The following is a 23,454-nucleotide window of genomic DNA, read 5'->3' as shown; positions in this document are numbered from 1 at the left end:
TCCCGTCAGAACAGGGAACCATGGTGACGCGCGACGCGATGTCTCTGCAGACGGCGTGGCTGCGCAGTTTCCTCGCGGTCGCCGACCGAGGGGGATTCGGCACCGCGACGCACACCCTGCACCTCTCGCAGTCGCGGGTGAGCGCGCACATAGCCGCGCTGGAACACGCCCTGGGCGTCTCGCTCTTCGACCGCAAGGCCCGCCCGATCTGCACCACCCCGGCCGGAGAGCTCTTCTACGGGCACGCCCAGGCGGCGCTCCAGGAGTTGCAGCGCGGTGTGGACGCCGCCCGCAGCACGCAGGACCAGTTCGTCGCGCACCTCACCGTCGCCAGTTACCCGTCGGTGAGTTCCACCTATCTGCCGGCGCTGCTGCAGGTCCTGAAGTCCGAGTGCCCCGGGCTCACCGTGGAGCTGTGGGAGGGGACGGCGGCCACCTTGGAGGAGGCCGTCGCGACCGGTGTCGTCGACATCGCGTTCCGGCCCACGCTGCCGAAGATGCGTGAACCCACGCTGTGCCACCGCACGATCTGGCGGGAGGACATCGTCGCGGTGATGCGCGACAGCGATCCGCTCGCCGCGGAACCCCTGATCGGCATCGACGACATCCTGTCCCGGCCGCTGATCGGCAACCCGGCCGGTTCGGAGGAGGAGGGCGGCGGCTTCGACCTGCGGCACATGCTCGGGGAGTACGAGTCGAAGGCGGACGTCGCCTACCTCACCGACCACCCCGCGACGCTCGTCGCCCTGGTCCGCTCCGCGTTCGGCATCGGCGTCATCAACCAACTCGCCGTGCAGACCACGCCGGTCGACGGGCTCGCGGTCCGCCGGATCAAGTCGCCCACCGCGCACCGCGACGTCGCCCTGTTCTGGACCCGGCGGCGTTCCAGCAACGCGGCCGTCTGCGCCTTCCTGCACGCCCAGGAGCACACACCGCTGCCCGCGGGCGTACGGCCGCTGAACGCCGAGGCGTGAGCCGTCGCGGTCGGCGCGCGGAACCGACGTGCGGTCAGCTTCCCCAGATCCGCTCGGCGTAGCGGACGAAGTTGCCGCCCATGACCCGGGCGATGCGCTCCTCGGACCAGCCGCGCCGCTCCAGCAACGCGATGAGCCTGCGGAACTGGTCGACGCCGCGCAGGTCCACCACGAAGGGGAAGGTGTCGGCGCGTTCCCCGGCCGCGCCGACCCCGGCGCGGCGGCGCTCCGCCACGTGCTCGGCCAGCGCGGCCCGGTAGCCGTCGAGGTCGTCGATCGCGGTCACCGGCCCGTCGGTGCCGATGCCGACCGCCTCCTCGCCGCACACGTTCACCGCGTGGACCAGGTGCTCGACCACGTCGTCGGCGGTGGGGTGGCCGGAGGCGGCGAGGAAGGGCATGAAGTAGATCCCGACGAAGCCGCCGCGCTCGGCGACCAGGCGCAGTTCCTCGTCGGTCTTGTTGCGCGGCAGGTCGCACAGCGCCCGGCAGCCGGTGTGGTTGATCGAGACCGGCGCGCCGGCGATCCGGGCCGCCTCCAGGCAGGTGTTCTCGCCGCTGTGGGAGAGATCGACCATCAGCCGGTGCTCGCCCAGCCGTTCGACGACCTCCCGTCCGAAGGGGCTGAGCCCGCGGTTCTGCGGTGCCATGGAGCCGTCGCCGATGTGGTTCGCCTGGTTGTAGGTCAGCTGCACGACCCGGACGCCGAGGCGGGCGAACTCCGCCACCCGGTCCAGGTCCCGGCCGATGGCCACCGCGTTCTGGAACCCGTAGACCACGCCGATCCGGCCCTCCTCGCGGGCGCGGAGGATGTCCCGTGCGGTGAGCACCTTGAGCAGATCCGCCCGGTGGTCGCGGAGGATGCCGTCCCACACCTCGATCTCGGCGAGGGTGTGCGGGTAGGGCTCCATGTCGCCGATGGTGTAGCCGAGCGTGATGTTCACGGCGGTCAGCCCCGAGGCGCGGGCGTCGGCGACGGTGCGTTCGTCGACGCGGATGTCGCTGCTGCTCTGGACCAGGGACCCGGCGGTCTCCGCGGACGCGTTCGGGTTCTGCAGTTCGCCGAGGGCGTTGACGATCAGCGGGGTGCGGGTGCTCACTTCGCCACCGCCGTTCCCGTGGCGGGGGCCGGCTCGACGAAGTCCGCACGGTGGTGCGGGCGGCCGCGCTTGACGACCGTGCGGACGCTGCGCAGGGCGGCGGCCAGGTCGGCCGCCGGGTCGGCGCCGAGGATGACCAGGTCGGCGATCTTGCCCTCCTCGACGGTGCCGCGCTCGTGCTCGGCTCCGAGGCTGCGCGCGCCGATCAGGGTGGCGCTGCGGATGACCTGAAGGGGCGTCATGCCGCACCGCTCGTGGAGGTGGACCAACTCGTCGTGCAGGGGCGGCCAGGCCGAGGCGGGGTCCGGGTCGCTGTCGGTGCCGGTGGAGATCTCCACACCGGCCCGGTGGGCCTGGGCGGTGATCGCGGCGGTGACGGCGTCGTTGGCGAGGGCGCGCTCGCGTGGTTCCGCGGCGTCGCCGGCCTCGGCCGCGATCCTGCCCCACATCGACGCGGTGGCGTCCAGGATCGTGCCCCGGGCGCGCATCATCCCGAACAGGGCCTCGATCGCCGGGTCGTCGCCCCGCTCGAACCGGGCCGCGTCCACCGGCGGCTTGGTCCGGTAGCGGATCAGCGGTCCCTCGGCGGCCTCGTGGACCAGCAGGCTCGCGTGCGAGATGCTGTCGACTCCGGCGGCGACCACCTCGCCCGGCTTCGCCGGGAACACGGCGGCGTGCGCCCAGACCAGGAGCCCCTGCCGGTGCGCCTGCGCCGTGATGGCGGCGACCCGGTCCGCCGGCAGGTCCGCGTAGATCTTGATCGCGGTGGCGGAGGTGCCGCGCGCCATGGCGACGGCGAGCGGAAGGTCGGTGTCCTCGTCCACCGCCTGCATCCACGGGTTCCGGCCCGGTATCGCGCCCTGGGAGACCTGCCAGGTCCGCGGGTCGTCGAAGAAGGTCGGGCCGGCCATCAGCGCGGCGTAGTACAGGTCCGGGGCGGGGATCTCGCCGACCCGGGAGGCGCGGGCCAGGTCGCCGACCTGGCGCAGGTCGTCGGCCATGTCGCGGGCCGTGGTCACGCCGCCGAACAGGTCGCGGCGCAACACGGCCTCGGCGACCGGGCGGTTGGGCGGTGTCGCCAGGTGCTGGTGCGAGTCGATCAGGCCGGGCAGGACGAACGCGCCCGTCACGTCCACGACTTCGGCGTCGCGGAAGTCGGCGGGGTCGACCTCGGCGTCGGCGGCGACCCGTACGATCCGCTCGCCGTCGACCACGATCGTGGTCCCGGGGCGGCCGGCCTCGCCGGTGCCGTCGACGAGGGTCGCGCCACGGTAGAGCACCACGGTGCCGGCCGGCGCCGGGGCGAAAGGCGTCGGGGCGGCGACGGGCTCGTCACTCATGGGTCGGTTCTCCCTCCAGGCCCGGACTGTTACATTGCTTGCAACAGGTGATCCGTTGGTCGGAACAGCGGCCACCCTACCCGCCCCTCGGACGGGGCGGCGGACCCGCCCGCGAGCCGCCGGGGAGGCCGAGGCGCCCCGCGCGTCCGGCGACCTCCGCCGGCGCGGAGCGCGCGGGCGTCCGCGGACCCGTCCGGGCCGCCCGGTGCCGGCAACGCGGCGCCCGGCGCCGACAACGAGAGGACCGCTCCGTGCCCGCGTCCGGCAACTCCGCCGTGGACAAGGCCCTGGACCTGGTGGAAGCGGTCGCCCGGTCCGGCCGCCCGCTGCGGCTCAGCGAGATCGCCGACCCCCTCGGCCTGCAACGGCCCACCGCCCACCGGGTGCTGGCCGACCTGGTCCGCCGCGGCTGGGTGATGCGCATCGGCGACCGCTACCTGCCGGGCACCGTCGTGCTCCAGCTCTCGCGGGCGACCGCCGCGCACTCCCTGGTCGGCATCGCCCGGCCGGTACTGGAGCGGCTGTCCGCGGCCACCGCGACGATGGTCAACCTCCAGGTCCCCGAGGAGGACCGGTCCCGTGTGGTCGACGTGGTCCGCCCGGCACGGCTGGAGATGATCAGCGACCTGCGCGACGAACTCCTGCCGGTGCACCGGTTCGCCGGTCCGCTGGCCCTGGTCGCCGCCATGGACGAGCGGACCCGCGCCCCCTACCTGGCGGCGGCCGCCGCCGCGGGCCATCCCCTGGAGGGCCCCGACGGTCTGCTCGCCGACCTGGACCGTACGGCCCGCACCGGCTGGGGCGTGCAGATCGGCCGCACCCAGCGGATGGTGGCGTCCGTCAGCCGCGCCGTCCTCACCCCGGACGGCCGGCCGCTGTGCGCGCTGACCCTGGTCGGGCCGACTCCGGAGTTCGAGGAGCCGAACCTCTCCCGGCTGCGGGACGAACTGCGTTCGGCGGTCGAGGAGTTGGCCGCCGCTCTGGGCGTTCCGGGGGGCGCGGCATGACCGCGGGGGAGCGGGAGTCCGGGCCCGCCGTCCTCGGCCACGACGCCACCGTGGCCGCGCTCGACCCGCTGCGGCTGCTGGACGCCGTCAGCGGCGCCCTGGCCGCGATCGCCGCGGGGACCGTCTCCGCGCCGCCCCGTATCGCCGCCTTCGGGCCGCACGGCCTGCTCGGGGCGATGCCCGCCCACGTCCCCGGCCTCGGGCTGGCCGCCAAGCTGGTCACCGTCTTCGACGACCCGGCCCACCCCGGGCGCACCGCGCACCAAGGCGTCGTCGCCCTGTTCGACGAGACGGACGGGCGCCTGCTCACCCTGGTCGACGCCGAACCGCTGACCGCCCTGCGTACCGCGGCCACCGCGACCGCCGCCCTGCTGGCCCTGGCCCGGCCGGGCACCGAGCAGGTCACGGTGATCGGCACGGGCGCCCAGGCGGACGCCCAACTCACCCTGCTGACCGCCGTCCTCGGCGCGCCCGAGGGCGACCTCCCGGCCCGTCGCCTCCCCTGGCCGGCCGGCGCCGCGCCGACCGTCACCGTGGCCGGGCGCGATCCGGACCGCACCCGCGCGCTGGCCGCCCGGCACGGCGTCGTGGCCGCGCCCTGCGTCGAGTCGGCGGTCCGCGGCGCCGACGCCGTCCTGTGCTGCACCGCGGCCCGCGAGCCCGTCGTGGACCGCGCGTGGCTGCGGCCCGGTGCCCACGTCAGTTCCGTCGGCGGCTCGGGCGGTCCTGAGGTCGACCCGGCCACCGTCCGGGACGCGCTCCTGTTCGCCGAGTGGGACGGCGCGGCCGCCGCCCCGCCCCCGGCCGGCGCCCACGAACTCCAGGGCCTCGACCCGTCCCGGCTCACCCTCCTCGGCGCCGTGCTCAGCGGCTCGCGCCCGGGCCGCCGCGACGCCACCGAGCTGACCTTGTTCAAGTCCACCGGGCACGCCGCCCTCGACGTGGCAGCCGCCCGCGTGGCGCACGACGCCCACCTGGCGCGTCGCGGGAGTGCGGGAGCCGCTGCGCGCGGAGGGCCGCCGGGCGCCTCACCGTCGATGACGTCGGCTTCGTAGGCGTCGGCTTCGAGGGCGACACCGTCGCTGCCACGTTCGGCACCTCGCCGGCCGTAACTCCGGGCGCCGCGCGGCCCGGTCCGCGCCGCCCGGCCCACGCAGCCCGGTCCGCCCGGTCCGCCCGGTCCGCGAACGGGTTCGCGCGTCGCCGCGGCACGGCCAAGATCGGCACCCCTCGGGGAGCCCCTTCGTCGCGACCGCGCCCTCCTCGCCGAGCCATTACTTGGCTAGCCACATAAACGGTGGTACTTTTTATGTGGCTGGCCACGTAAAGGTGGCCGGTGACGTCATCCTTGGGGAGGCAGCAGTCATGAAGGCCATCGTTTTCGACACGTTCGGCGGCACCGAGGTCCTGCACGAGGCGGAGATCGAGGTCCCGCAGCCGGGCCCCGGCCAGGTACGCGTCCGCGTCAGGGCCGTCGGTGTCAACCCGGTGGACGGCAAGATCCGCTCCGGCGGCATGGAGGCGATCTTCCCGACCACGCTCCCCGCCGTGCCCGGCGGGGAGATCGCCGGTGTGGTCGACGCCGTCGGTGAGGGGGTCGACCACCTGAAGGAAGGCGACGAGGTGCTGGGCTGGTCCGACACCGGCTCCTACGCCCAGTACGCCGTGGCATCCGCGTCCGTTCTCGCCCACAAGCCGGCCGGGCTGGACTGGGCACACGCCGCCGCGCTGCCCGTGGCGAGCGACGGTGCCGAACGAGTGCTGGACCTGCTCGGCCTCGCCTCGGGCGAGACGCTGCTGATCCACGGCGCGTCCGGTGCGCTCGGCACCATCGCCGTCCAACTGGCCGTCGCCCGCGGCGCCCGCGTCATCGGCACCGCCGGCCCGGCCAACCAGGAGTACGTCGCCTCGCTCGGCGCCACCGCGCTGGTCTACGGGGAGAACCTGGTCGAACGGGTCCGGGCCCTCGCCCCCGAGGGGGTGGACGCTGTCTTCGACGCCGCGGGGAAGGGCGCCCTGGAGGACTCCATCACGCTGCGCGGCGGCACCGACCGGATCGTCACCACCGCCGACTTCCGCGCCCGCGAACTCGGTGTCGTCTTCGCCGAGGGCCCGCAGCGCCGCTCCGCCGCCCGGCTGGCCGAACTGGCCATGCAGGCCGGCGACGGCACCCTGGTGACCACGGTCGGGGCCGCCTACCCGCTCGCGGAAGCCGCCAAGGCGCAGCAGGCCAGCGATGCCGGCCACAACCGCGGCAAGATCGTCCTCACCGTCAACTGAACAGCAGGTGCGGGCTCCTGAGGTGGCGTACCGGCGTACCGGATTGCAGGCGTACCGGCGTACCGGCGTACCGGCGTACCGGCTTGCTGAGAACACGGCCGTGCGGATGCCATCGCACGCGAGCCGGCTCGTACGATCCCCGTAGCCGCACACGCCGCCTGCCTCCGCACCTTGTCCCACTCACCATGCCCATGGAGTAGCGATGCCCGACAGCACTTCACCCGAGCCGCCGGCCACGGCGCGTGACGGGCGATTGAGCTACGCCATCTTCCAGCTCGCTCGCGCCCACCGCGCCCGCGCCGCCGCCATGCTGCGCGCCATGAACCTGCACCCTGGGCAGGAACTGCTGCTGATGCAGCTCTTCGACAAGGACGGCCAGACCCAGGCCGAACTGCTGGGCTGTGTCGGCCTGGACCATTCCACCGTCTCCAAGTCACTGCGCCGCATGCAGGAATCCGGACTGCTCACGCGGGAACCGGCCGCCCATGACCGGCGGGTCATGGTGGTCAGCCTCACGGATGCCGGCCGGGCCCTTCAGGAGCCCATCGCCGACATGTGGCGCACCCTGGAGCAGCTCTCCGTGCGCGACCTGACCCCTGATCAGATCGAAGCGTTCACCGCGTGTGCGTACACGATCGAGAAGTCGATCGGGGATCACGGGCGCCCCGTGCCTGGCGGCGAACTCGGCTGAGCGGCCCGGTTCTCCAGGGTTGCCCGGGATCGTCCAACGGGCAGCCCAGTCAGCCCAGGCCGTCCAGTCAGTCCGGTAGTCCGGGTAGTCCGGGCAGCCCAAGAAGAAAGCATCGCTCCGCGCGGATCTGTGAGCGCCGTGTCCGAGCGGCCGTCTCACCGGTGCGTCGCACGCGCCTGGCAACAGCCAGGAAACGCACGTACATACACGCCCGCCACACACGCCCGAGCAGGTGGGAGCCCCGCGCCTTCGCGCGCCACTCGGGTTCCCCGCCGGCCTCGGCCGTGCCGCAGGCGACCCTTCTTCCCTCCTCCGTGACCACAGGGAGATTCCATGATGGACGCATTCGCTCCGATCGACGTCGCCGGCCGCCCGCTGGCCAACCGCATCGTGATGGCTCCGATGACCCGTAGCCGGGCCTACGGGCCGGGGGCCACCGCGACCGATCTGATGGCGACCTACTACAGCCAGCGCGCGAGTGCCGGCCTCATCGTCACCGAAGGGATACAGCCCTCGCCGGTCGGCCAGGGGTACCCCGACACGCCGGGCCTGCATGCGCCGGAGCAGGTGGCCGCCTGGCGCAGGGTCACCGATGCCGTCCACTGCGAAGGCGGAGTGATCTTCGCGCAGTTGATGCACACCGGCCGCCTCAGCCATCCCAGCCTGCTTCCTGCCGGTCTGAGCCCGGTCGCGCCTTCACCCGTCGCCGCCAAGGGCCAGGTGTTCACCCACCAGGGTCCGATGGACTTCGTCACCCCGCGGGAACTGGACACCGACGCCATCACCCGCACCATCGCCGACTTCGCCGACGCGGCACGCAACGCGATCGCCGCCGGCTTCGACGGCGTGGAACTCCACGGCGCGAACGGCTACCTGATCCACCAGTTCCTCGCACCCAACACCAACCAGCGCACCGACGACTGGGGCGGCGACGTCACCGGTCGTGTCCGCTTCGGCCTGGAAGTGGCCGCCGCCGTCGCGGAGGCGATCGGCGGCCACCGCACCGGCTTCCGCATCTCACCCGGCAACCCCTACAACGACATCGCCGAGAAGGACGCGGCGGACGTGGAGAACACCTACACCACCCTGGTCGCCAAGCTCGGCGAGCTGAACCTCGCCTACCTGCACATGCTCGAAGGAGTCGACCGAACGCTGACCGCACGCCTGCGCAAGACCTGGCCCTCGACGTTCATCCTCAACCCGTTCACCCTTCCCGAGCGCACCGGCCCGGACGCCCTCACCCTGATCCAGGACGGCACCGCGGACATGATCGCCTTCGGGGCGCTGTTCCTCGCGAACCCCGACCTGCCCGCCCGGCTGGCCGCCCAGGGCCCGTACAACACACCCGATCCCGCCACCTTCTACGGCGGCGACCACCACGGCTACACCGACTACCCGCACCTGTAGGGCAGGTCGCGACCGCGGGACGGGCCGAGCCTGGACGTGGCTTCCTGCCGGGTCGGCGGATGACCTTGTTCGGGCGGCCTGTCCCGCCTGCGTGACCTGCACCTCGCCGACCGGAACGGCCCGCACTCGCGTGGCCGGCGGATCGGCGTCACCGAGTACGCCGCCGCGGCTCCGGTTCGCCCTTGCCCGGCCGTGGGACCGTGCGGCACACGAATCGCGCACGCGGGCGTATCTGGCCGCACCATCCGCGAGATCCGGGGCGTACCTCCGGGGGCGTACCTCTGGGGCTGTGCCTCCCGGTAGGTGCCGGAGCACTACTCGCGTGCCGCAGAGCCGTTGGGCAGGCCGTGGGGGAAAGGTGCGTCGATCGGACGATCGGGGTTCCGGTCGGCCGTCGATGTGCGGCAGCAGCCGAGGAGCGTCGTCGGATCCATCGGCCGGACCGTTCACCGCCGTTGATCGTCGACGCGTGTTGCCGGCACTGTCCACCTGCGGGTTCGCGGTCACCGGCGCGAGTGTCGGCTGACGGTCGTTCGCCGATGCTCCGCCCCAGCTGGAGACGTCGGGGTCCGAATTCAGGTCGGCGCAGTGCCCGGCAGCGTGCTCGGCTGAGTCGTGCGCAGTCCGTCGAGAATGATCTGGAGATTGCGCTCCCACTGCCGGCCGCCCGCTCGCATGTCCAGGGTGCGCTCACCAGTCGCGGCGGCGGCGAGCAGGAAGGGGACATCCTGCCAGGCGACGTCCGTCCGCATGGCGCCGACCGCTTGGGCGCGCTCCACGAGACGCCGAATCCGTCCTCGCAGGTCCTCCAGGCGCTGGGTGAGAGTGACCCCGCAGGCCCCGCCGAGTGCCTCGCTGACGCCGCAGCTCTCTGCCCGCAGGCGCACGTAAGTCCCGGCGAACGTGCGGAGTCCATTCCAGGCGTCCGGGTCCCCCAGGGCTTGATCGGCCACGTCCGAGATCTCGTCGAGGATCTCCACGAGCACCATCTCCAGGAGCGCGTCAAGGGAGGGGATGCGGCGATAGAAGGTGCCGACACCTACGCCTGCCCGGCGCGCGATCTCGTGGGCGGACACCTCAACGCCGATTTCGGCAACCGCGACTCGCGCGGCCTCCACCAGGCGCTCGACGTTGCGCCGCGCGTCGGCGCGGGGGCGACGGCCCGACACGTCGACGAGCAGGCGGTCCACTGTGCTGCGCGGTTGGTCCATGCGCTGATCCTAGCGATAACTGGACCGATCCTGTCCGCTTGGCTAGAGTCTCCAACCGGACAAGATCGGTCCGTTTGGTTGGGGGCTGCCATGGAAGCGAAGAGAATCCGCGTCGGCATCATCGGGGCGAGCCCCGACCGAGGCTGGGCCGCCCGGGCACACGTCCCGGCCTTGCTGGCCCTGCCGGAGTACCGCATCACCGCGGTCGGCACCAGCCGCCCCGAGAGCGCACGGGCCGCGGCGCGGGAGTTCGGGGCCGCGCACGCTTTCACCGACGCCGGGCAACTCGCCGAGCACCCCGAGGTGGACCTGGTCGTCATCACCGTGAAGGTTCCTGCGCACGCCGAACTGGTCGAGGCGGCGCTGGCAGCCGGCAAGCACGTGTACTGCGAGTGGCCGCTGGCCCGAACCACCCAGGAGGCCGCGGCCCTCGCGACGTCAGCCCACGGCGCGGGCGTGCACCACGTGCTCGGGCTCCAGGCGCGGTATGCCCCGGCGATCGCCTACGCCCGCGAGCTGGTCGCCGATGGTCGTGTAGGACGCGTGACCTCGGCGACCGTTCACGCCGCCCGCGGGAAGGGACCTGGGGAGCGGATTCCCGCCTGGGCGGCTTACACCCTCGATCGCAACAACGGTGCCGGGACGCTTGAGGTCGCCGGCGGGCACACGCTCGACGCGGTGCAGTACCTGCTCGGTGGCATCAGCGACCTCTCGGCGATGGTGTCCGGCCAGCACCCGGTCCGTACCATCGCCGGTACCGGTGACACGGTGGAGGCAACGAGCCCCGACCACCTCCTTCTCAACGCGACCCTCACCAGCGGTGCCGTCGTGTCGGCCCACGTCCACGACGCCAAGGTCACCGGCGCCGGGACCCGACTGGAAATCTCCGGCACCAAGGGAGACCTGGCCATCGTCTCCACCGGGGCTGCCGGCCCAGCAGGCATCCAGATCGGTGAACTGCGCGTGCAAGGGCCAGGTGATGCGGACGGCACCTTTCAAGAGCTGCCCGTTCCCAGCCGGTACCGCTGGATCTCCGGGCTCGATCCCGCCGCCGAGAGCTTCAACGTGGCCCAGATGTACGCCCGGCTGGCCCTCGACCTCCGCACCGGCTCACGCAGCGTCCCGGACTTCGATGCCGGCCTGCGGCTGCACCGCCTGCTTGACGCGATCAGGCTCTCCGCGGATACGGGCACCCGGCAACGCTTGGGCTGACAGGCCGGACTGATCGGGGAGTGGCTGCCGTCGCGAGGCCGAGCCGTTCGTCCATGTCGAGGCGGAAGGTTCCGTACGGGTTGATGTGCGACCGGAAGAGCGCGGTCGGGCCGGGCCGGTCCGCGCCGGTCCGTGCCGGTCCGTGCCGGTCCGTGCCGGTCCGTGCCGGTCCGCGCCGGTCCTCGTTCGGGAGCTTCCTCGCCCAGACCCGGTTCGGCGAGCACCCGTTGGTCGGACCTCCGCCGAGGCATTCCGGTTGAACGAGGGCCCGCTCAGGGCCTGTTCGGCGTTCTGATCAGCACCTGCAGCGACTTCACCAGGCGCGCCGCGTCCTTCTCGCCGAGCGGGGCGAGGAACTCGCGTTCCGCCGCCTCGCGGGCGTCCTCCGCATCGGCCCGCGCCCGTCGGCCCCGCTCGGTCAACTCAACGACGTTGCGGCGGCGGTCCTCCGCACTGCGGCGCCGCTCCACCAGCCCTTTGCCCTCCAGCGCGTCGACGAGCGCGACCATCGTCGTACGGTCCACGCCCAGCCGCCGCGCGGCCTCCAGTTGGGACAGCGGGCGGCCCGCCGCCAGCACCGCGAGCACCGCCAACTCCCGTGCGTCCAGCCCGAACGGGGCCAGTGCGGGCCCGGCGTGCTCGGCCAGCCGCAGTTGCGCGTGTTTGAGCAGGTAGCCCAGCCGCGTGCCGAGCAACTCCTCGACCGTCGCCCCGTCGTCGTCATTCTCCGCCATCCCCAAACCTTAACCATCATCTGATCATCAGCAGTCCTGACGATCAACTAGGCTGATGGTCATGCCTGTTGACGCACCTCACCGCGCGCTCCGCTTCGGCGTCAAGACGACGCCCATGCACCTGGCCTACGACGACATCCTCCGCGTCTGGGAAGAAGCCGACGAACTGCCCGAACTCGACGACGCCTGGCTGTGGGACCACCTGATGCCGCTGGCCGGGCCGCCCGGCGGCGCCGTCCTGGAGGGCTGGACGCTGCTGGCCGCACTGGCCGCTCGCACCACCCGGCTCCGTCTCGGCCTGCTCGTCACCAGCAACATGCTGCGCGCCCCCGCCCACCTCGGAAAGATCGCCACCACCGTGGACGTGATCTCCGAAGGACGCCTGATCATGGGCCTGGGCGTCGGCGGAACCCGGCAGCCCGACGGCCCCAACCCGGCCGTCGCCGAGTACGCCGCCTACGGCCTCCCGCTCCCGAGCCCCGGCGAGGGTCTGGCCCGCCTCACCGAGACGATCACCATTCTGCGCAGCATGTGGAGCGAGGAGGTCTTCGATCACGACGGCGCCTTCACCACCCTGCGCGGCACCCGCAACGGACCCGGCCCAGTCCAGCCCGGCGGCCCACCGCTGCTGCTCGGCGGCTGGGGCGACCGCACCCTGCGGATCATCGCCGAGCACGCCGACATCTGGAACATCCCCGGCCCGCCCCACAACAGCACCGACCGGATCGCCGAGCGCGCCCGCGTCCTGGACGCGCACTGCGCGGCGATCGGCCGCGACCCCGCCGAGATCACCCGCTCCGCGCAGATCATCGTCGACTACGCCGACCCCGCAACCACCCGCGCCCACGTCTACGCACTCGCCGCTGCCGGTATCCGACACGTCGTCCTCGCACTGCCCCGCCCCTACCCGGACAAGCCCGCCCGCTGGCTCGTCGACGAGATCATCACCCCTGTCCGTGAGAAGGGCGCCTGACCGGCCATCGTTCAACCGACACCGGCAACCTGCGTGGCCAGCTGCCGAGAAGCCGCGGCAACTCCACCCGTCCGCATCGTCTTCGCCGTCCCGCAGGTCCGGCTTGTCGTCGGCCAGGAGATCGCCGGCCGAACGGTCACCCACCATCCACGACGCGAGTGCGAGCGCGAGGTCCTCGCGTGGATGGGACACGACTCCGAAGACGGCGTCGACTACGGTCGCGTCCCCTACGCGCGACGCCTCAACGGCGAGCCGGTCTTCGACGACCCGGAGATCTTCGACGCGCCCGTGCATCCGTACGACGAATACCCCGGTCGAGCCCTCCTCAAGGCTCTCCTTGGGTATGAGTCCGAGGCGAAGGACCTCTGATGAGAGCCGCCCTCGCCGCTTCCGTGTCCTGAAGTTCTCGCGCCTGGCGAGAAGAACGTAGGGACGGCGTCCGCGGACGCCGTCCCATCGACCCGCGGCCGGATCGCGCGGTGCCCGATCAACTCATCAGTCTGGGCAACGGAAGTGATGATGTGTCACTTCACTTGGTGGCCTTGCGCCCAATGGCCCAGTGAAGCTCTTGCAAAGAATGTAAGCGCCTGGACCGGGGGCCACGGCTTCGTGGGCGGCATCGAGAGCGACACCACCGGCCTCACCCACCTCGGCGTAGGCGGCTACGACCCCACCATCGGACGATTCGTCTCCCTCGACCCCGTTCTCGAACTGACGGACCCACAACAGGTCAACGGCTACTCCTACGCGGCCGGAAATCCCATCACCGGCGCCGACCCTGACGCGAAGGACACGGTCAGCGGATACGCCCACGCTCTCGCCAGCCTGAAACAGGCGTTCAAGGACATCCGCCACGGCCATTCGGCCCAGGTGCTCGGAAATCTCGTGGGGATGATTCTCCTCGCCGCAGCAACAGACAAGGTGACACTGGATCTCGGAGTCATCAAGCAGAAGCCCCGCGGCTGCAGCTTCAGCCCGGACGCCGAAGTCCTCATGGACGGTGGCAAAACCAAACCCATCGGAAAGATCAAGCCCGGGGACGAAGTCGAAGCAGCAGACCCCGACACCGGCAAGCACCAGAAGGCCGAGAAGGTCACCGCCACCTGGATCAACCACGACGACGACCTCGTCGACCTGACCATCGACACCGGCAGCGACCACGCCAGCGTCCTGCACACCACCTCCAAGCACCCCTTCTGGGACGACACCCTCCACAAGTGGCTCCCCGCAGCCCAACTCACCCCCGGCCACGCGCTCGAAACCGCCACCAACACCCACGTCTGCCTCGCCGGCAAGACCACCCACCCCGGCACCGCGACATGTACAACCTCACTGTCAACGAGCTGCACACGTACTATGTACTCGCTGGGCAGACGCCGGTCCTGGTTCACAACAGCAACTGTGATCCTCGATTCGCGGTCGACTCCAAGGGGAACGCCACCGATCTCGCCAATCCGGGAGGCAGGGTCGGCGTTCCGAAACTTGAAGGTGGCACCCTGCTAGAAGTGGGCGGGCGCGTCTGGGGTTCCGGAGATCCGTCTCACCTCATAGGAACACGTTCCCCGGCTGAATTGCGAGGCTTGGCAAGCAGGGGCGACGCGGAGAAATTGCAGGACTTCTACCAGAGTGCAGCACTCGCAGGAAAAGGTGGGAAGACTGCACCGGCGCGCGTGGTGCTGACTCAGGAGATCATCGATGCTTGGAGATAGTCAGGTGAGCGACGAAGAGCAGGTCGTAGACCTGAAATTTGTGGCGGCGCGAGGGGAGAGCGTCGAGGTGTGCTTCGAGCCGGTAGGAACCACCTTCTCCCTGAGCGATGGGGAGGCGGTCTTTCTCCGGACCGCAATCTCAAACGTGGCCTCGCTTGAGATTGTTTCATGGCCTAACGGGATTGGGGTTTGGGTCCCCTATCCCGGCGACTACGCGATCATTGACTCAAAGGGGAAAGAAATCGATACGCTCTGAGCCTCTCCCGTAAGAGGAGAGGGCGGCTCCGGATGCGTTACGACGCCTCGGTGAGAATGCCCAGCCAGCGGCACCTGGAGTGAATCCACGGGTGCAAGTCTGAAGCCCTGTCAGGTGTTCCCTGGCAGGGCTTCAGTGTGCTGTGACGGCAGTAGTTGACGGCAACGTCAGCGGACGGCGGCTCCGACGAGGGGTGGTTCGTCGCCGTCGTCAGGCTTGCCCGTGATCTCGGCGGGGTTGCGGAGGGCATGGCCGAGGCGGTCGATGGCGTCGCGTTGGAGGCGGAGCCGGACATGGGTGTACACGGTGGCGGTGACGCCGATGTGGGCGTGCCCCAGCAGCTCCTTGATCACGACGAGTTCGACTCCTTGTTCCAGGAGGAGGGTGGCGGTCGAGTGGCGGAGGTCGTGGAACCGGATGCGACGGAGTCCGGCCTGGCGGAGCAGGGTGTTGAAGTGCCGGGTGAGGGCGGACCCTTCGATCGGGCCGCCGTCGGGGCGGCTGAAGACGTAGCCGCTGTCCTCCCAGCCCGTCCCCACCGCCTCACGTTCCTGGAGTTGCCGGTCACGGTGCTGTTCGAGGGAGCGCTGGCACGGCGTCGGCAGGACGATGCGCCGTTCCGAGCTCTTGGTCTTCGTCGGGAGGGCGGTCAGGCCGCTGGAGGGGGTGCGTTGGGGGCGGATGCTGGCGGTTGCGCCGGCCAGGTCGAGGTCTTCCCAGCGCAGGCCGAGGAGTTCGCCCTTGCGGAGCCCGGTATGCAGGGCGAGCTCGAACAGCGGCTGCAACCGGTGACCGCTCGTCGCGGCCAAGAACGTGCGCGCCTCGTCGGCGGTGAGGGGGTCGAAGCGGCGAGGGCGGGGTGTGCCGGTGCGGACGTTGCGGGCGACGTTGCGCGGGATCTCCTCCTCGCGTACGGCGTGCTCCAGGGCGACTTGAGGACGGAGTGCACGTAGGCCAAGGTCAGCGGTGAGAGCCGCCTTGCGCAGCACTTTCCGGCAGCACAGCAGAGATGCCGAGATTGACCGCCTTTGTGAGGCTTGGGGAGTTCGAAGGGTTCCTGAACGATACAGGGAGTTTCTATCCCTGATGGGGCGCGGCGCTGGCAGGATCCTGAAGGGTACCGACGCCTTCTTCCCTGAGATCATCGATATGCCGCGGGCAGTCGATGAATTTTTCTCCGACAATCCTCATGGGATGAATCTACCCGATGGCGCTGTTGTGTTTGCCATGCATCAGGGGTATCAGGTTTATTGGATGGAGGTGACATCCCTAGTACGGCAGCTGTAGATCGTGATCTTGTCCTCGAGTGGCCCTCTATCCTGCCGACCCGCCTGCTGAGTCCTCTGCGCCGTCGACGACCGAACGAACGCACCTCATCCAGTCCTCCCAGGCAGCGGGGTCTGTCGTTCCGCCGTCCGCCTCGATGCCGATGTCGCCCAGGAGCGTGAGAAGGTCGTCCCCGGCGCGGTTCGCGAACTGCCACACGAACCGCGACATGGCGACGAAGGCCTCGCGCTCGTTCAACTCGTAGCGACTCATCAGGGCTTTCCAACCTCGGGCGGAGCCCGGTAGTCCAGGGCCGAGGGTCGTGATCTGCCTGCCTGGGCAACAGCGCGGCCACCGAAGATCATCGTGGTTTGTGAAGACAACGAAGGATCAAGCAGTGGCCGCAGGTCACAGCGTAGACGTTGAACGATGGCAGGTGATGTTCGAGGGCCTGATGGCCCGCGTCGCAGGTCGGTTCGCCCGGGTGGAACCCCGCCGCCGCGCCCGCTCGCTGGTGCTGGGGCTGCTGTGCTGTCGGATCTGCCGCGCAAGAGTTGCTGGACGATCGCGGAGCATGCCGGAGACACCACCCCCCACGGGATGCAGCACCTACTGGGCCGTGCCAAGTGGGACGCCGATGCGGTCCGCGACGACATCCGCACCTACGTGGTGGACCACCTGCGCGACGAAGAGGCGGTCCTCGTCGTCGACGAGACCGGCGACTTGAAGAAGGGCATCGCGACGGTGGGCGTCCAGCGCCAATACACCGGCACCGCGGGCAGAATAGAGAACGCGCAGGTAGCGGTCTACCTCGTTTACTCCGCGCGGGCCGGACACGCCGCCATCGACCGGGAGCTGTATGTCCCGCGTTCCTGGACCGAGGACCGCCAGCGGTGCCGGGCGGCCGGCATACCCGCCGCTGTGGGCTTCGCCACCAAGCCCGCTCTGGCCGCACAGATGATCGCCCGCGCCCTGGACTCCGGCGTCGCGGCGCGATGGGTGGCAGGTGACGAGGTCTACGGCGGCAATCCGACCCTTCGCACCGCACTGGAACACCGCGAGGTCGGCTACGTCCTCACGGTCGCCTGCGACCACCAGATCGCCACGAGGGGAGGAAGACTGCGGGCGTCCGCGCTGGTCAAGAAGATGCCCAAGCGGGCCTGGCAGAAGCTCTCCGCCGGGACCGGCGCGAAGGGCCACCGCTTCTACGACTGGGCCGTGGTCCACATCGCCGATCACCGCCCCGGACACCACCAACTCCTGGTCCGCCGAAACCGGCGCACTCGCGAACTCGCCTTCTACCGCTGCTATTCGCCCATCGCCGTGCCACTGTCCACACTCGTACGGGTAGCCGGGCGCAGGTGGACGGTCGAGGAGACCTTCCAGACGGGAAAGGAACTGACCGGATTGGACGAACACCAGGTCCGCCGGTGGACGTCCTGGCACCGCTGGGTCACCCTCGCGATGCTCGCGCACGCCTTCCTCGCCGTCGTCACCGCAGACGAACGCACTCACCGGCCCGCACCAGACGGGCTGATCCCATTGAGCAGCAACGAGATCGCGCATCTGTTCAACAGACTGATGGCACGGCCCGCCCACGCTGCAGCGCACCGCCTCCGCTGGTCCCACTGGCGACGACGCCACCAAGCTCGCGCCCGCGACAGCCACTACCTGAGACAAGCAGCAGCTCAACCATGATCACGATCTACAGCTGCCGTACTAGACGACCCTCCCGTGTCTTTCTACATGGAAAGGGAGGCTGCTCCGATGGGCCATTGGCCATCGTTTACGGAATTTATGAACTCTGAATACGCGAAGACCTATTGAGAGTGACCCACGTTTAGGTATTCAGCCAGGGTCTCTTCTCTAAAACCGAGCGCGAATCATCCCCGCCCATCCCTGGATGAAGTGCGCTGCTAAAAAACTTCTCATGAATGCTGTACTAGGCCGTGTTTTGGAAGTGGCTCCGGAGCTGTGTTCCTTGCTGTGATGATCGCGGTGTGGGGCGTGGGGATCTTTCGGATGGCAAGTGGGCTGTGTTGAAGCCGTTGTTGCCGGTCACGGAGGTGGGGCGGCCAGCGATGGGTCAGAGGCGGTTGATCGACGGGATCCGCTGGCGGGTGCGGACCGGGACGCCCTGGCGGGATATTCCGCCGGAATACGGGCCGTGGCAGACGGTCTACGGCCTGTTCCGCCGCTGGCAGCGCCAGGGTGTTTGGGCGATGCTGCTGACCGGACTGCAGGCCAGGGCGGATGCTGCCGGGCTGATCACCTGGGAGGTCAACGTGGACTCCACGGTCTGCCGGGCCCACCAGCACGCCGCCGGTGCCCGCCGCGACGGGCACTGTCAGAAGGAACCTCCCGGCGGGTGCCGGACCGAGCCTGAAAACCACGCGCTCGGCCGCTCCCGGGGCGGCTTCACCACGAAGATCCACTTAGCGTGCGAGCAGGGACAACGCCCGCTGGCCTTGCTGGTCACGGCCGGACAGGACGGGGACAGCCCCCAGTTCGTCCCGGTCCTCGAAGCGATCCGGGTGCCGAGGACCGGGCCCGGACGCCCGCGGATGCGACCTGTGCGCGTGCGGGGTGACAAGGCGTACTCATCCCGCGCGAACAGGGCCTACCTGCGCAGACGAGGGATCCGCTGCACGATCGCGGAGCCCGCTGACCAGGTCGCGCACAGCAAGCGGCGCGGAAGGGCGGGAGGCCGACCTCCGGCTTTCGATCGGGAGGACTACAAGGCCCGGCACGCGGTCGAGTGCGGCATCAACCGTCTGAAGAGGAACCGGGCGGTCGCCACCAGGTTCGACAAGCTTGCGGTCCGCTTCGAGGCCACCGTCCACATCGCTGCGATTCAGGAATGGCTGTGACCCTGTCCGGGCCGGCGACTCCGCGTGCCATGCTGACCCGGCACCGCTGGGATTGTCGCGCGAGGAGAGATGTTCGGTGGCCGCTACGTACTACTGCGCCGACAGCGAGAACGGCGACCACATCGACGACCCCTCCGAAGACGCTCTGTTCGAGCTGATCAGCGACCTCAACGACACCGACAACACCTTCGTCGTCATCCAGCCCGACCAGGACGAACCGGTTTGGTTCACCTCCGTCGCGGTCCTGGAGGACGGTGGTTACGAGGTCGTTCGTCGAGACGCTTCACGCCGCGAACACGAAGTCCAGGTCGAGGCCAGCATCAGCCGGATCGCAAACGACCTCACCCTCTGGATGGCCGCCCGGCACTCCACCAAGCAGCCAAACTCCCAGGTCAGCACCTTCCAAAACAGGTCCTAAGCTTGTCGTTTAACCTCGGCGAGCGAGGGACCTGCTGGTCTATGAATTGTCGGTGCAGTCAGCCGCGGTCCAGGTCGCGACGAGATCACGGCAGACGACGGTGAGTGAGCCGTTCCAGAACGCGATCTCGTGACTGCAACCGTTCTGGTGGGGCAGGACCTCGTCGAGGATGACCGTCCCGACGGTTGCCCAGTCGTTGTCCTCGATGCTTCCGCCATCGAAGCTGGAGACACCTATATAGCGGATGACCAGGTCTTCTTCGTGCTTCCAGCAGTTGTGCCGGAACTGGATCTCCATCTGCTGGTCATCTGCTCCGACGCCGCGGATGTGCTGGACCTCCAGATCCTTCACACACCGCTTGCTGGAGAAGTCGTAGTGCTCTGGCGCAGTGGCGAATCGCCGGGCCCCGGCAGGCAGATCGACAGCCAACGACGGCAGGTGCTCCAGGTATCGAGCAGGGGAAAGGACGCCTGACAGGTTGCCGACCTGCGCATCCAGATTGATGTATTCCATCGCCCTTCGTTCCCGCTCGTGGCTCTGCTGGCCGACGAATCGTCGCACGACTTCCATGCTGTCGGCCCGGAGATTCACGCTGCCGTACTTGGCTCTGAGCTGCGGCGGGGTTTGGTGCCGACCTTGTGGTGTGCGGGTCGGGTGTAGGACTCGCCGGTGGCGAGGACGAGGCCGACGTCGTACCGGGGAGCGGGTCGCCGGTTCTTCGAGCCTAGCGGGCGGCCGGGGCCGGGCCTGGTGGGTTTTGGTGCACCGGCTGGCGTGCCCGTCTTCGCACGCAGGTTCCTGAACCCTCGACGGACCCGGGCGGGGGTGAGCCTGTTCGGTTCCGCGGGTCGTTCCCAGGGACGTCGGAGGTCGCGTGCAAGTGGGCGGGCGAGGCGGAGTTGGGCGTGTGCGGCCAGGACGAGCCAGGTCCAGCGGTCTGCCGCCGCCGAGTCCCGCAGCTTGGGCCTGGTCCAGCCGAGAGTCTGCTTGAGCAGTCGGAAGGTGTGTTCCACGTCGAAGCGGCGGAGGAACGCCTGCCAGCACCGGTCGACGTCGGCTGGGCCAGCGCTGGTGCCCGACCACCACAGCCAGACGGGCTTGTTCACCCCGCCGCTGGGCAGCCTTTCGACTGCCAGCCGGATCACGGTGCCCTCGATGATGGGCAACGGTCCCTCGTGGTCGAGCCAGGCTGCCCAGCGGGTCAGCCGGGGGTGCAGCCGGTCCCATGCCTGCGCGGTCGCGGTCCCGTACCGGTCGGTGTTGGTGGCGGTTGCCGCGGTGGTTTCGCCCCCAGGTCTCGGGTCGGCCGAAGACGAACTCGCCGCCATGCTTGGGCGGGCGGCCGCCCTGAGGCGGGCAGATCCACGGCACCGGAACGGGCTTGCGCATGACCCGGTCCGAACGGAGCCGGCCCAGAACTTCCACCGGCAGGTCGGCCAGGAGGTGGGCTATGCGGGGCGCGTCGTAGCCCGCGTCCAACACAACCAAGACCTCCGGGTCCCCGTCCCGCCACTGGCCGGCGTCCACGAGACGTTGGACGACATCACGGACTTGGTTGGTGGTGACCGCGGCCAAGTCGGCACCGGGATCGAGCCGGATCGCGTCCAGCAGTGCTGTCCACGAGGTCCGGCCCGTCTCCAGCGCCGCCACGATCGAGTACGGCCACCCGGGCACCATCTGGTGCTTGCCCAGACCGCGGCCGAAGGTATGGCAGAAGGAGCGGTCCGAGGAGGTGTCGGCGTCCGGCCGCAGCCACGAGGAGACGTCGACCGCCAGCACTAGCCGACCGTCGCCGGCTCGGGGAAGTGAGACACCGCTCAGCGCTCGCCGCAGTCGGGCGACGTCGATCCGACCGTGGTTGATCCCAGAGTACAAGGCGCCGTGCCCGCGCCGGTGCTCGGGCGCGAGCGCCAGGTCCACGAGGGTGCGGACCGGCCCGTCGGTGCACAGCAAGGCGTCGCACAACTCGAACAGGGCGTCGCTCCGGGCGGTCAGGCACGCGTACAACTCCGAGCGGAACTCCGCCAGCACCGTCAATGCGTCTCGTTGAACTTCGTGCTCGACCAGTCCCACGATCCCGGCCTCCGTACTGCGCTGTCGCTCAGCACAGGATCGGCCCGCGGCGCCTCACACCGCTGGTGAACTGGGAAAACACCGAACAAGTTCGACCTTTGTTCGACGCCGGACCATAAACGACAAGCTAAGGGTTGTCCCGCTATGTGCATGAGGTGGCAGGGGCAGGCGTGGGAGCAACAGCCATACTCAACGTGTGACGATCACGGATGTTGACGATCTGCTGCCAGACTCGTGGGATCTGTTGGCGGGGACCGACTGGGCTTCACTCGAGCATGCCTGTGGGTCGGCCGCAGGAACCCCTGCTCTGCTGGCCGGACTGTTGGCGGACGACGCCGGCACACAGGCCAGGGCTCTGCGGCACCTCAACGACCCGGTGCATCACCAGAACACGACCTACTCCGCGACCGTGCCTGCGGCACTGTATGTGGCGGCGATCCTCAGCGACCCGCGCACGGGCACCTTTGTGGTCGACCGTGACGGCCGAGCCCTTCCGCTGCGCGCTGCCTTGCTGGACTGGGTGACGTCGGTGGCCATCGAGGTCGACAGCGAGGCAGAGGCGCACATGGCAGGGGTAGGGCTTTGCCTGGAGGAGCATTCAGAGTCCGTCCAGGTCCGGGCACTGCGTCCCGGGTCTTCCAGGCTGTCTCTGCTTTCCTCCACGCTCCGGACCTTGCTGTTCAGGAAGCGGCCGCTGCTGCGGCTGTCTCACTCCTGGACGCCCCGGAGCTCGTTCAGCAGCGTGGCCTTCTTGCGCCGCTGGTCCGTGATGTGTTGGTCTCCAGCGACAACCGTTCGTATCGCTTTATTGCTGGCCGTGGTCTCAAGTCCTGGGGAGAGGGCACAGGTGCGCTGCCTGACGAGCAAGACGCAGATCTGTGGGCGGGTGGCTGCAGCAGCGAACCGCCCGAGTGGGCGCTGTCGGGCACGAAGGACGCCGTCGGCAGGACCATGGTCGTCGCGGACGGCGGCTACCGGGGCACCGGGCTGGTCATCCCGCACCGCCGCGAACGCGGCCAGACTGAAGTCCCGGCCTGGAAGGAGGAACACAACGCCTCCCACCGTAAAGTCCACGCCCGCGTCGAGCACGCCTTCGCCCGTATGAAGAGCTGGAAGATCCTCCGTGACTGCCGCCTGAAAGGCACCGGCGTCCACCACGCCATGCTCGGCATCGCGCGCCTGCACAACCTTGCCCTCGCCGGATAGAGACGACGACCACGCTCAGGCAAGTCCGCCAGCCATGCCGACCAGTGGAGGTGGCGTGTGGCGCGGCCATCGCACGCCCGCGTGTTCCGACGCGGCGGCTCGGAACGCCTCCATCAGTGTGCATCCCGGATACGTCCCGAAGACCGTGTATTTCCAGCGGTGATAACACGACCAGTAGCTCACCACGCGTCGCTCCGTGCGCGCGAAGAAGGCTGGATTCCGGGCGATGAAGTCCCCATAGAGCCTGCGCTGGGCCGAGTTCGGGACAGCGAGGCCGACAAGCCCCCGCCCGATCACGTCAAGGATCTCCAGCACGTATTCGCCGGCCAACTGCAGCACGAACGGGGCCACCCATGGTTCCCCCGACGCCACGATCTGTTCGAGACGGCGCTGGCGGACCCGGCCATCACTGTGCCGGGAGTACAGGCAATGCAAGATCACCTGCTGGGTTCCGGTCAGGGAGCACTCGAAGTCGGCGCCCGGCTCCTCGTTGTAGATGCGCGAGGGAATGGCGACGGTCTCGCCCTGCACGTCAACCTCGAAGGACTCCATCGGCGCGAGCCTGGCGTCCGGCATGACCGCCAGGACGCTCTGCACGTCACCTGCAAGCCGGGGCGGAAACGCTGCCGCCAGGACATGGTCGACGTTCGATGGGTCCCGCGGCAGGTGCACAACAGGAGGATAGGCCGCGAGTCCCTCGATCCCTCGACCGCCCACCTCAGCATTGC

General features: G+C 69.7%; 20 protein-coding genes and 5 pseudogenes. 16 read left to right on the top strand and 9 right to left on the bottom strand.

Annotated elements, in window-relative coordinates; all coding sequences use genetic code 11:
• Window positions 1-38: 38 nt before the first annotated feature.
• The gene (locus ACIPAE_RS07410; protein ID WP_402443515.1) at window positions 39-974 is read left to right on the top strand and encodes a LysR family transcriptional regulator; all 936 of its coding nucleotides are present in this window, start codon (window positions 39-41) and stop codon (window positions 972-974) included.
• Window positions 975-1,008: 34 nt separating this feature from the next.
• On the opposite strand, the gene ACIPAE_RS07405 is transcribed toward ACIPAE_RS07410, so the two are convergent.
• Entirely contained in the window at window positions 1,009-2,073 is a 1,065-nt protein-coding gene (locus ACIPAE_RS07405; RefSeq protein ID WP_402443514.1) for a dipeptidase, read from the bottom strand.
• Window positions 2,070-3,413, bottom strand: a complete 1,344-nt coding sequence (locus tag ACIPAE_RS07400) for an amidohydrolase family protein (protein ID WP_402443512.1) — start codon at window positions 3,411-3,413, stop codon at window positions 2,070-2,072. Before ACIPAE_RS07400 ends, ACIPAE_RS07405 begins: the two co-directional genes overlap by 4 nt.
• Before the next feature lie 251 nt (window positions 3,414-3,664).
• On the opposite strand from ACIPAE_RS07400, the gene ACIPAE_RS07395 reads away from it, so the two are divergent.
• The 5 genes from ACIPAE_RS07395 to ACIPAE_RS07375 all read left to right on the top strand — a co-directional run bounded on the left by ACIPAE_RS07395 (window position 3,665) and on the right by ACIPAE_RS07375 (window position 8,798).
• Window positions 3,665-4,420 (top strand): IclR family transcriptional regulator, encoded by a 756-nt coding sequence (locus ACIPAE_RS07395; protein WP_402443510.1) that lies wholly within the window; start codon window positions 3,665-3,667, stop codon window positions 4,418-4,420.
• On the top strand, window positions 4,417-5,475 hold the full coding sequence (locus ACIPAE_RS07390) for an ornithine cyclodeaminase family protein (protein ID WP_402443508.1): 1,059 nt from the start codon (window positions 4,417-4,419) through the stop codon (window positions 5,473-5,475). The genes ACIPAE_RS07395 and ACIPAE_RS07390 overlap by 4 nt, the downstream gene beginning before the upstream one ends.
• A gap of 310 nt (window positions 5,476-5,785) precedes the next feature.
• Window positions 5,786-6,700 carry an NADP-dependent oxidoreductase gene (locus ACIPAE_RS07385; protein ID WP_402443507.1) on the top strand — a complete coding sequence of 305 codons (915 nt, stop codon included), beginning with the start codon at window positions 5,786-5,788 and terminating at the stop codon, window positions 6,698-6,700.
• Window positions 6,701-6,902: 202 nt separating this feature from the next.
• On the top strand, window positions 6,903-7,391 hold the full coding sequence (locus tag ACIPAE_RS07380) for a MarR family winged helix-turn-helix transcriptional regulator (protein ID WP_329373359.1): 489 nt from the start codon (window positions 6,903-6,905) through the stop codon (window positions 7,389-7,391).
• A gap of 333 nt (window positions 7,392-7,724) precedes the next feature.
• Window positions 7,725-8,798: an alkene reductase gene (locus ACIPAE_RS07375; RefSeq protein WP_402443506.1), complete on the top strand. Its 1,074-nt coding sequence runs from the start codon at window positions 7,725-7,727 to the stop codon at window positions 8,796-8,798.
• A gap of 575 nt (window positions 8,799-9,373) precedes the next feature.
• On the opposite strand, the gene ACIPAE_RS07370 is transcribed toward ACIPAE_RS07375, so the two are convergent.
• On the bottom strand, window positions 9,374-10,009 hold the full coding sequence (locus tag ACIPAE_RS07370; protein WP_402443505.1) for a TetR/AcrR family transcriptional regulator: 636 nt from the start codon (window positions 10,007-10,009) through the stop codon (window positions 9,374-9,376).
• Between the two features lie 90 nt (window positions 10,010-10,099).
• On the opposite strand from ACIPAE_RS07370, the gene ACIPAE_RS07365 reads away from it, so the two are divergent.
• Entirely contained in the window at window positions 10,100-11,221 is a 1,122-nt protein-coding gene (locus ACIPAE_RS07365) for a Gfo/Idh/MocA family protein (protein WP_402443503.1), read from the top strand.
• Window positions 11,222-11,493: 272 nt separating this feature from the next.
• Here the strand turns inward: ACIPAE_RS07365 and ACIPAE_RS07360 are convergent, their stop codons facing one another.
• Window positions 11,494-11,955 (bottom strand): MarR family winged helix-turn-helix transcriptional regulator, encoded by a 462-nt coding sequence (locus ACIPAE_RS07360; protein ID WP_402443501.1) that lies wholly within the window; start codon window positions 11,953-11,955, stop codon window positions 11,494-11,496.
• Between the two features lie 61 nt (window positions 11,956-12,016).
• Between ACIPAE_RS07360 and ACIPAE_RS07355 the strand changes: the two genes are divergently transcribed.
• The 5 genes and pseudogenes from ACIPAE_RS07355 to ACIPAE_RS07335 all read left to right on the top strand — a co-directional run bounded on the left by ACIPAE_RS07355 (window position 12,017) and on the right by ACIPAE_RS07335 (window position 14,893).
• Window positions 12,017-12,928, top strand: a complete 912-nt coding sequence (locus ACIPAE_RS07355; protein WP_402443499.1) for an LLM class flavin-dependent oxidoreductase — start codon at window positions 12,017-12,019, stop codon at window positions 12,926-12,928.
• Between the two features lie 33 nt (window positions 12,929-12,961).
• Complete coding sequence (locus ACIPAE_RS07350; protein ID WP_402443498.1) at window positions 12,962-13,297, top strand: hypothetical protein; 336 nt, start codon at window positions 12,962-12,964, stop codon at window positions 13,295-13,297.
• 147 nt (window positions 13,298-13,444) lie between these two features.
• Window positions 13,445-14,176, top strand: a pseudogene (locus ACIPAE_RS07345) (RHS repeat-associated core domain-containing protein); the annotation flags it as partial.
• A 71-nt stretch (window positions 14,177-14,247) separates the two neighbouring features.
• Window positions 14,248-14,637: a hypothetical protein gene (locus tag ACIPAE_RS07340; protein WP_402443496.1), complete on the top strand. Its 390-nt coding sequence runs from the start codon at window positions 14,248-14,250 to the stop codon at window positions 14,635-14,637.
• Window positions 14,638-14,641: 4 nt separating this feature from the next.
• Entirely contained in the window at window positions 14,642-14,893 is a 252-nt protein-coding gene (locus tag ACIPAE_RS07335) for a hypothetical protein (protein WP_402443495.1), read from the top strand.
• Between the two features lie 167 nt (window positions 14,894-15,060).
• Here ACIPAE_RS07335 and ACIPAE_RS07330 read toward each other — a convergent pair.
• Both ACIPAE_RS07330 and ACIPAE_RS07325 read right to left on the bottom strand, forming a co-directional pair.
• Window positions 15,061-15,899 (bottom strand): annotated as a pseudogene (locus tag ACIPAE_RS07330) (tyrosine-type recombinase/integrase); the annotation flags it as partial.
• 308 nt (window positions 15,900-16,207) lie between these two features.
• Complete coding sequence (locus ACIPAE_RS07325; RefSeq protein WP_355342741.1) at window positions 16,208-16,432, bottom strand: hypothetical protein; 225 nt, start codon at window positions 16,430-16,432, stop codon at window positions 16,208-16,210.
• 181 nt (window positions 16,433-16,613) lie between these two features.
• Here ACIPAE_RS07325 and ACIPAE_RS07320 point away from each other — a divergent pair.
• The 3 genes and pseudogenes from ACIPAE_RS07320 to ACIPAE_RS07310 all read left to right on the top strand — a co-directional run bounded on the left by ACIPAE_RS07320 (window position 16,614) and on the right by ACIPAE_RS07310 (window position 19,447).
• Window positions 16,614-17,857 (top strand): annotated as a pseudogene (locus ACIPAE_RS07320) (IS701 family transposase).
• 302 nt (window positions 17,858-18,159) lie between these two features.
• On the top strand, window positions 18,160-19,029 hold the full coding sequence (locus tag ACIPAE_RS07315; RefSeq protein ID WP_402443493.1) for an IS5 family transposase: 870 nt from the start codon (window positions 18,160-18,162) through the stop codon (window positions 19,027-19,029).
• A gap of 76 nt (window positions 19,030-19,105) precedes the next feature.
• Entirely contained in the window at window positions 19,106-19,447 is a 342-nt protein-coding gene (locus ACIPAE_RS07310) for a hypothetical protein (protein WP_402443491.1), read from the top strand.
• 39 nt (window positions 19,448-19,486) lie between these two features.
• Here ACIPAE_RS07310 and ACIPAE_RS07305 read toward each other — a convergent pair whose 3' ends face one another.
• Both ACIPAE_RS07305 and ACIPAE_RS07300 read right to left on the bottom strand, forming a co-directional pair.
• Window positions 19,487-20,008, bottom strand: a complete 522-nt coding sequence (locus ACIPAE_RS07305) for a hypothetical protein (RefSeq protein ID WP_402443489.1) — start codon at window positions 20,006-20,008, stop codon at window positions 19,487-19,489.
• 26 nt (window positions 20,009-20,034) lie between these two features.
• Window positions 20,035-21,520: pseudogene (locus tag ACIPAE_RS07300) on the bottom strand (NF041680 family putative transposase).
• 912 nt (window positions 21,521-22,432) lie between these two features.
• On the opposite strand from ACIPAE_RS07300, the pseudogene ACIPAE_RS07295 reads away from it, so the two are divergent.
• Window positions 22,433-22,726, top strand: a pseudogene (locus ACIPAE_RS07295) (transposase); the annotation flags it as partial.
• 15 nt (window positions 22,727-22,741) lie between these two features.
• Here the strand turns inward: ACIPAE_RS07295 and ACIPAE_RS07290 are convergent.
• Complete coding sequence (locus ACIPAE_RS07290) at window positions 22,742-23,398, bottom strand: hypothetical protein (protein WP_402443487.1); 657 nt, start codon at window positions 23,396-23,398, stop codon at window positions 22,742-22,744.
• Window positions 23,399-23,454 lie beyond the last annotated feature (56 nt).

Source organism: Streptomyces sp. NPDC087270 (assembly GCF_044744625.1).
GTDB lineage: Bacteria > Actinomycetota > Actinomycetes > Streptomycetales > Streptomycetaceae > Actinacidiphila.
The sequence above is the reverse complement of the archived record's forward strand: the minus strand, read 5'-3'. Positions and strand labels throughout refer to the sequence as shown.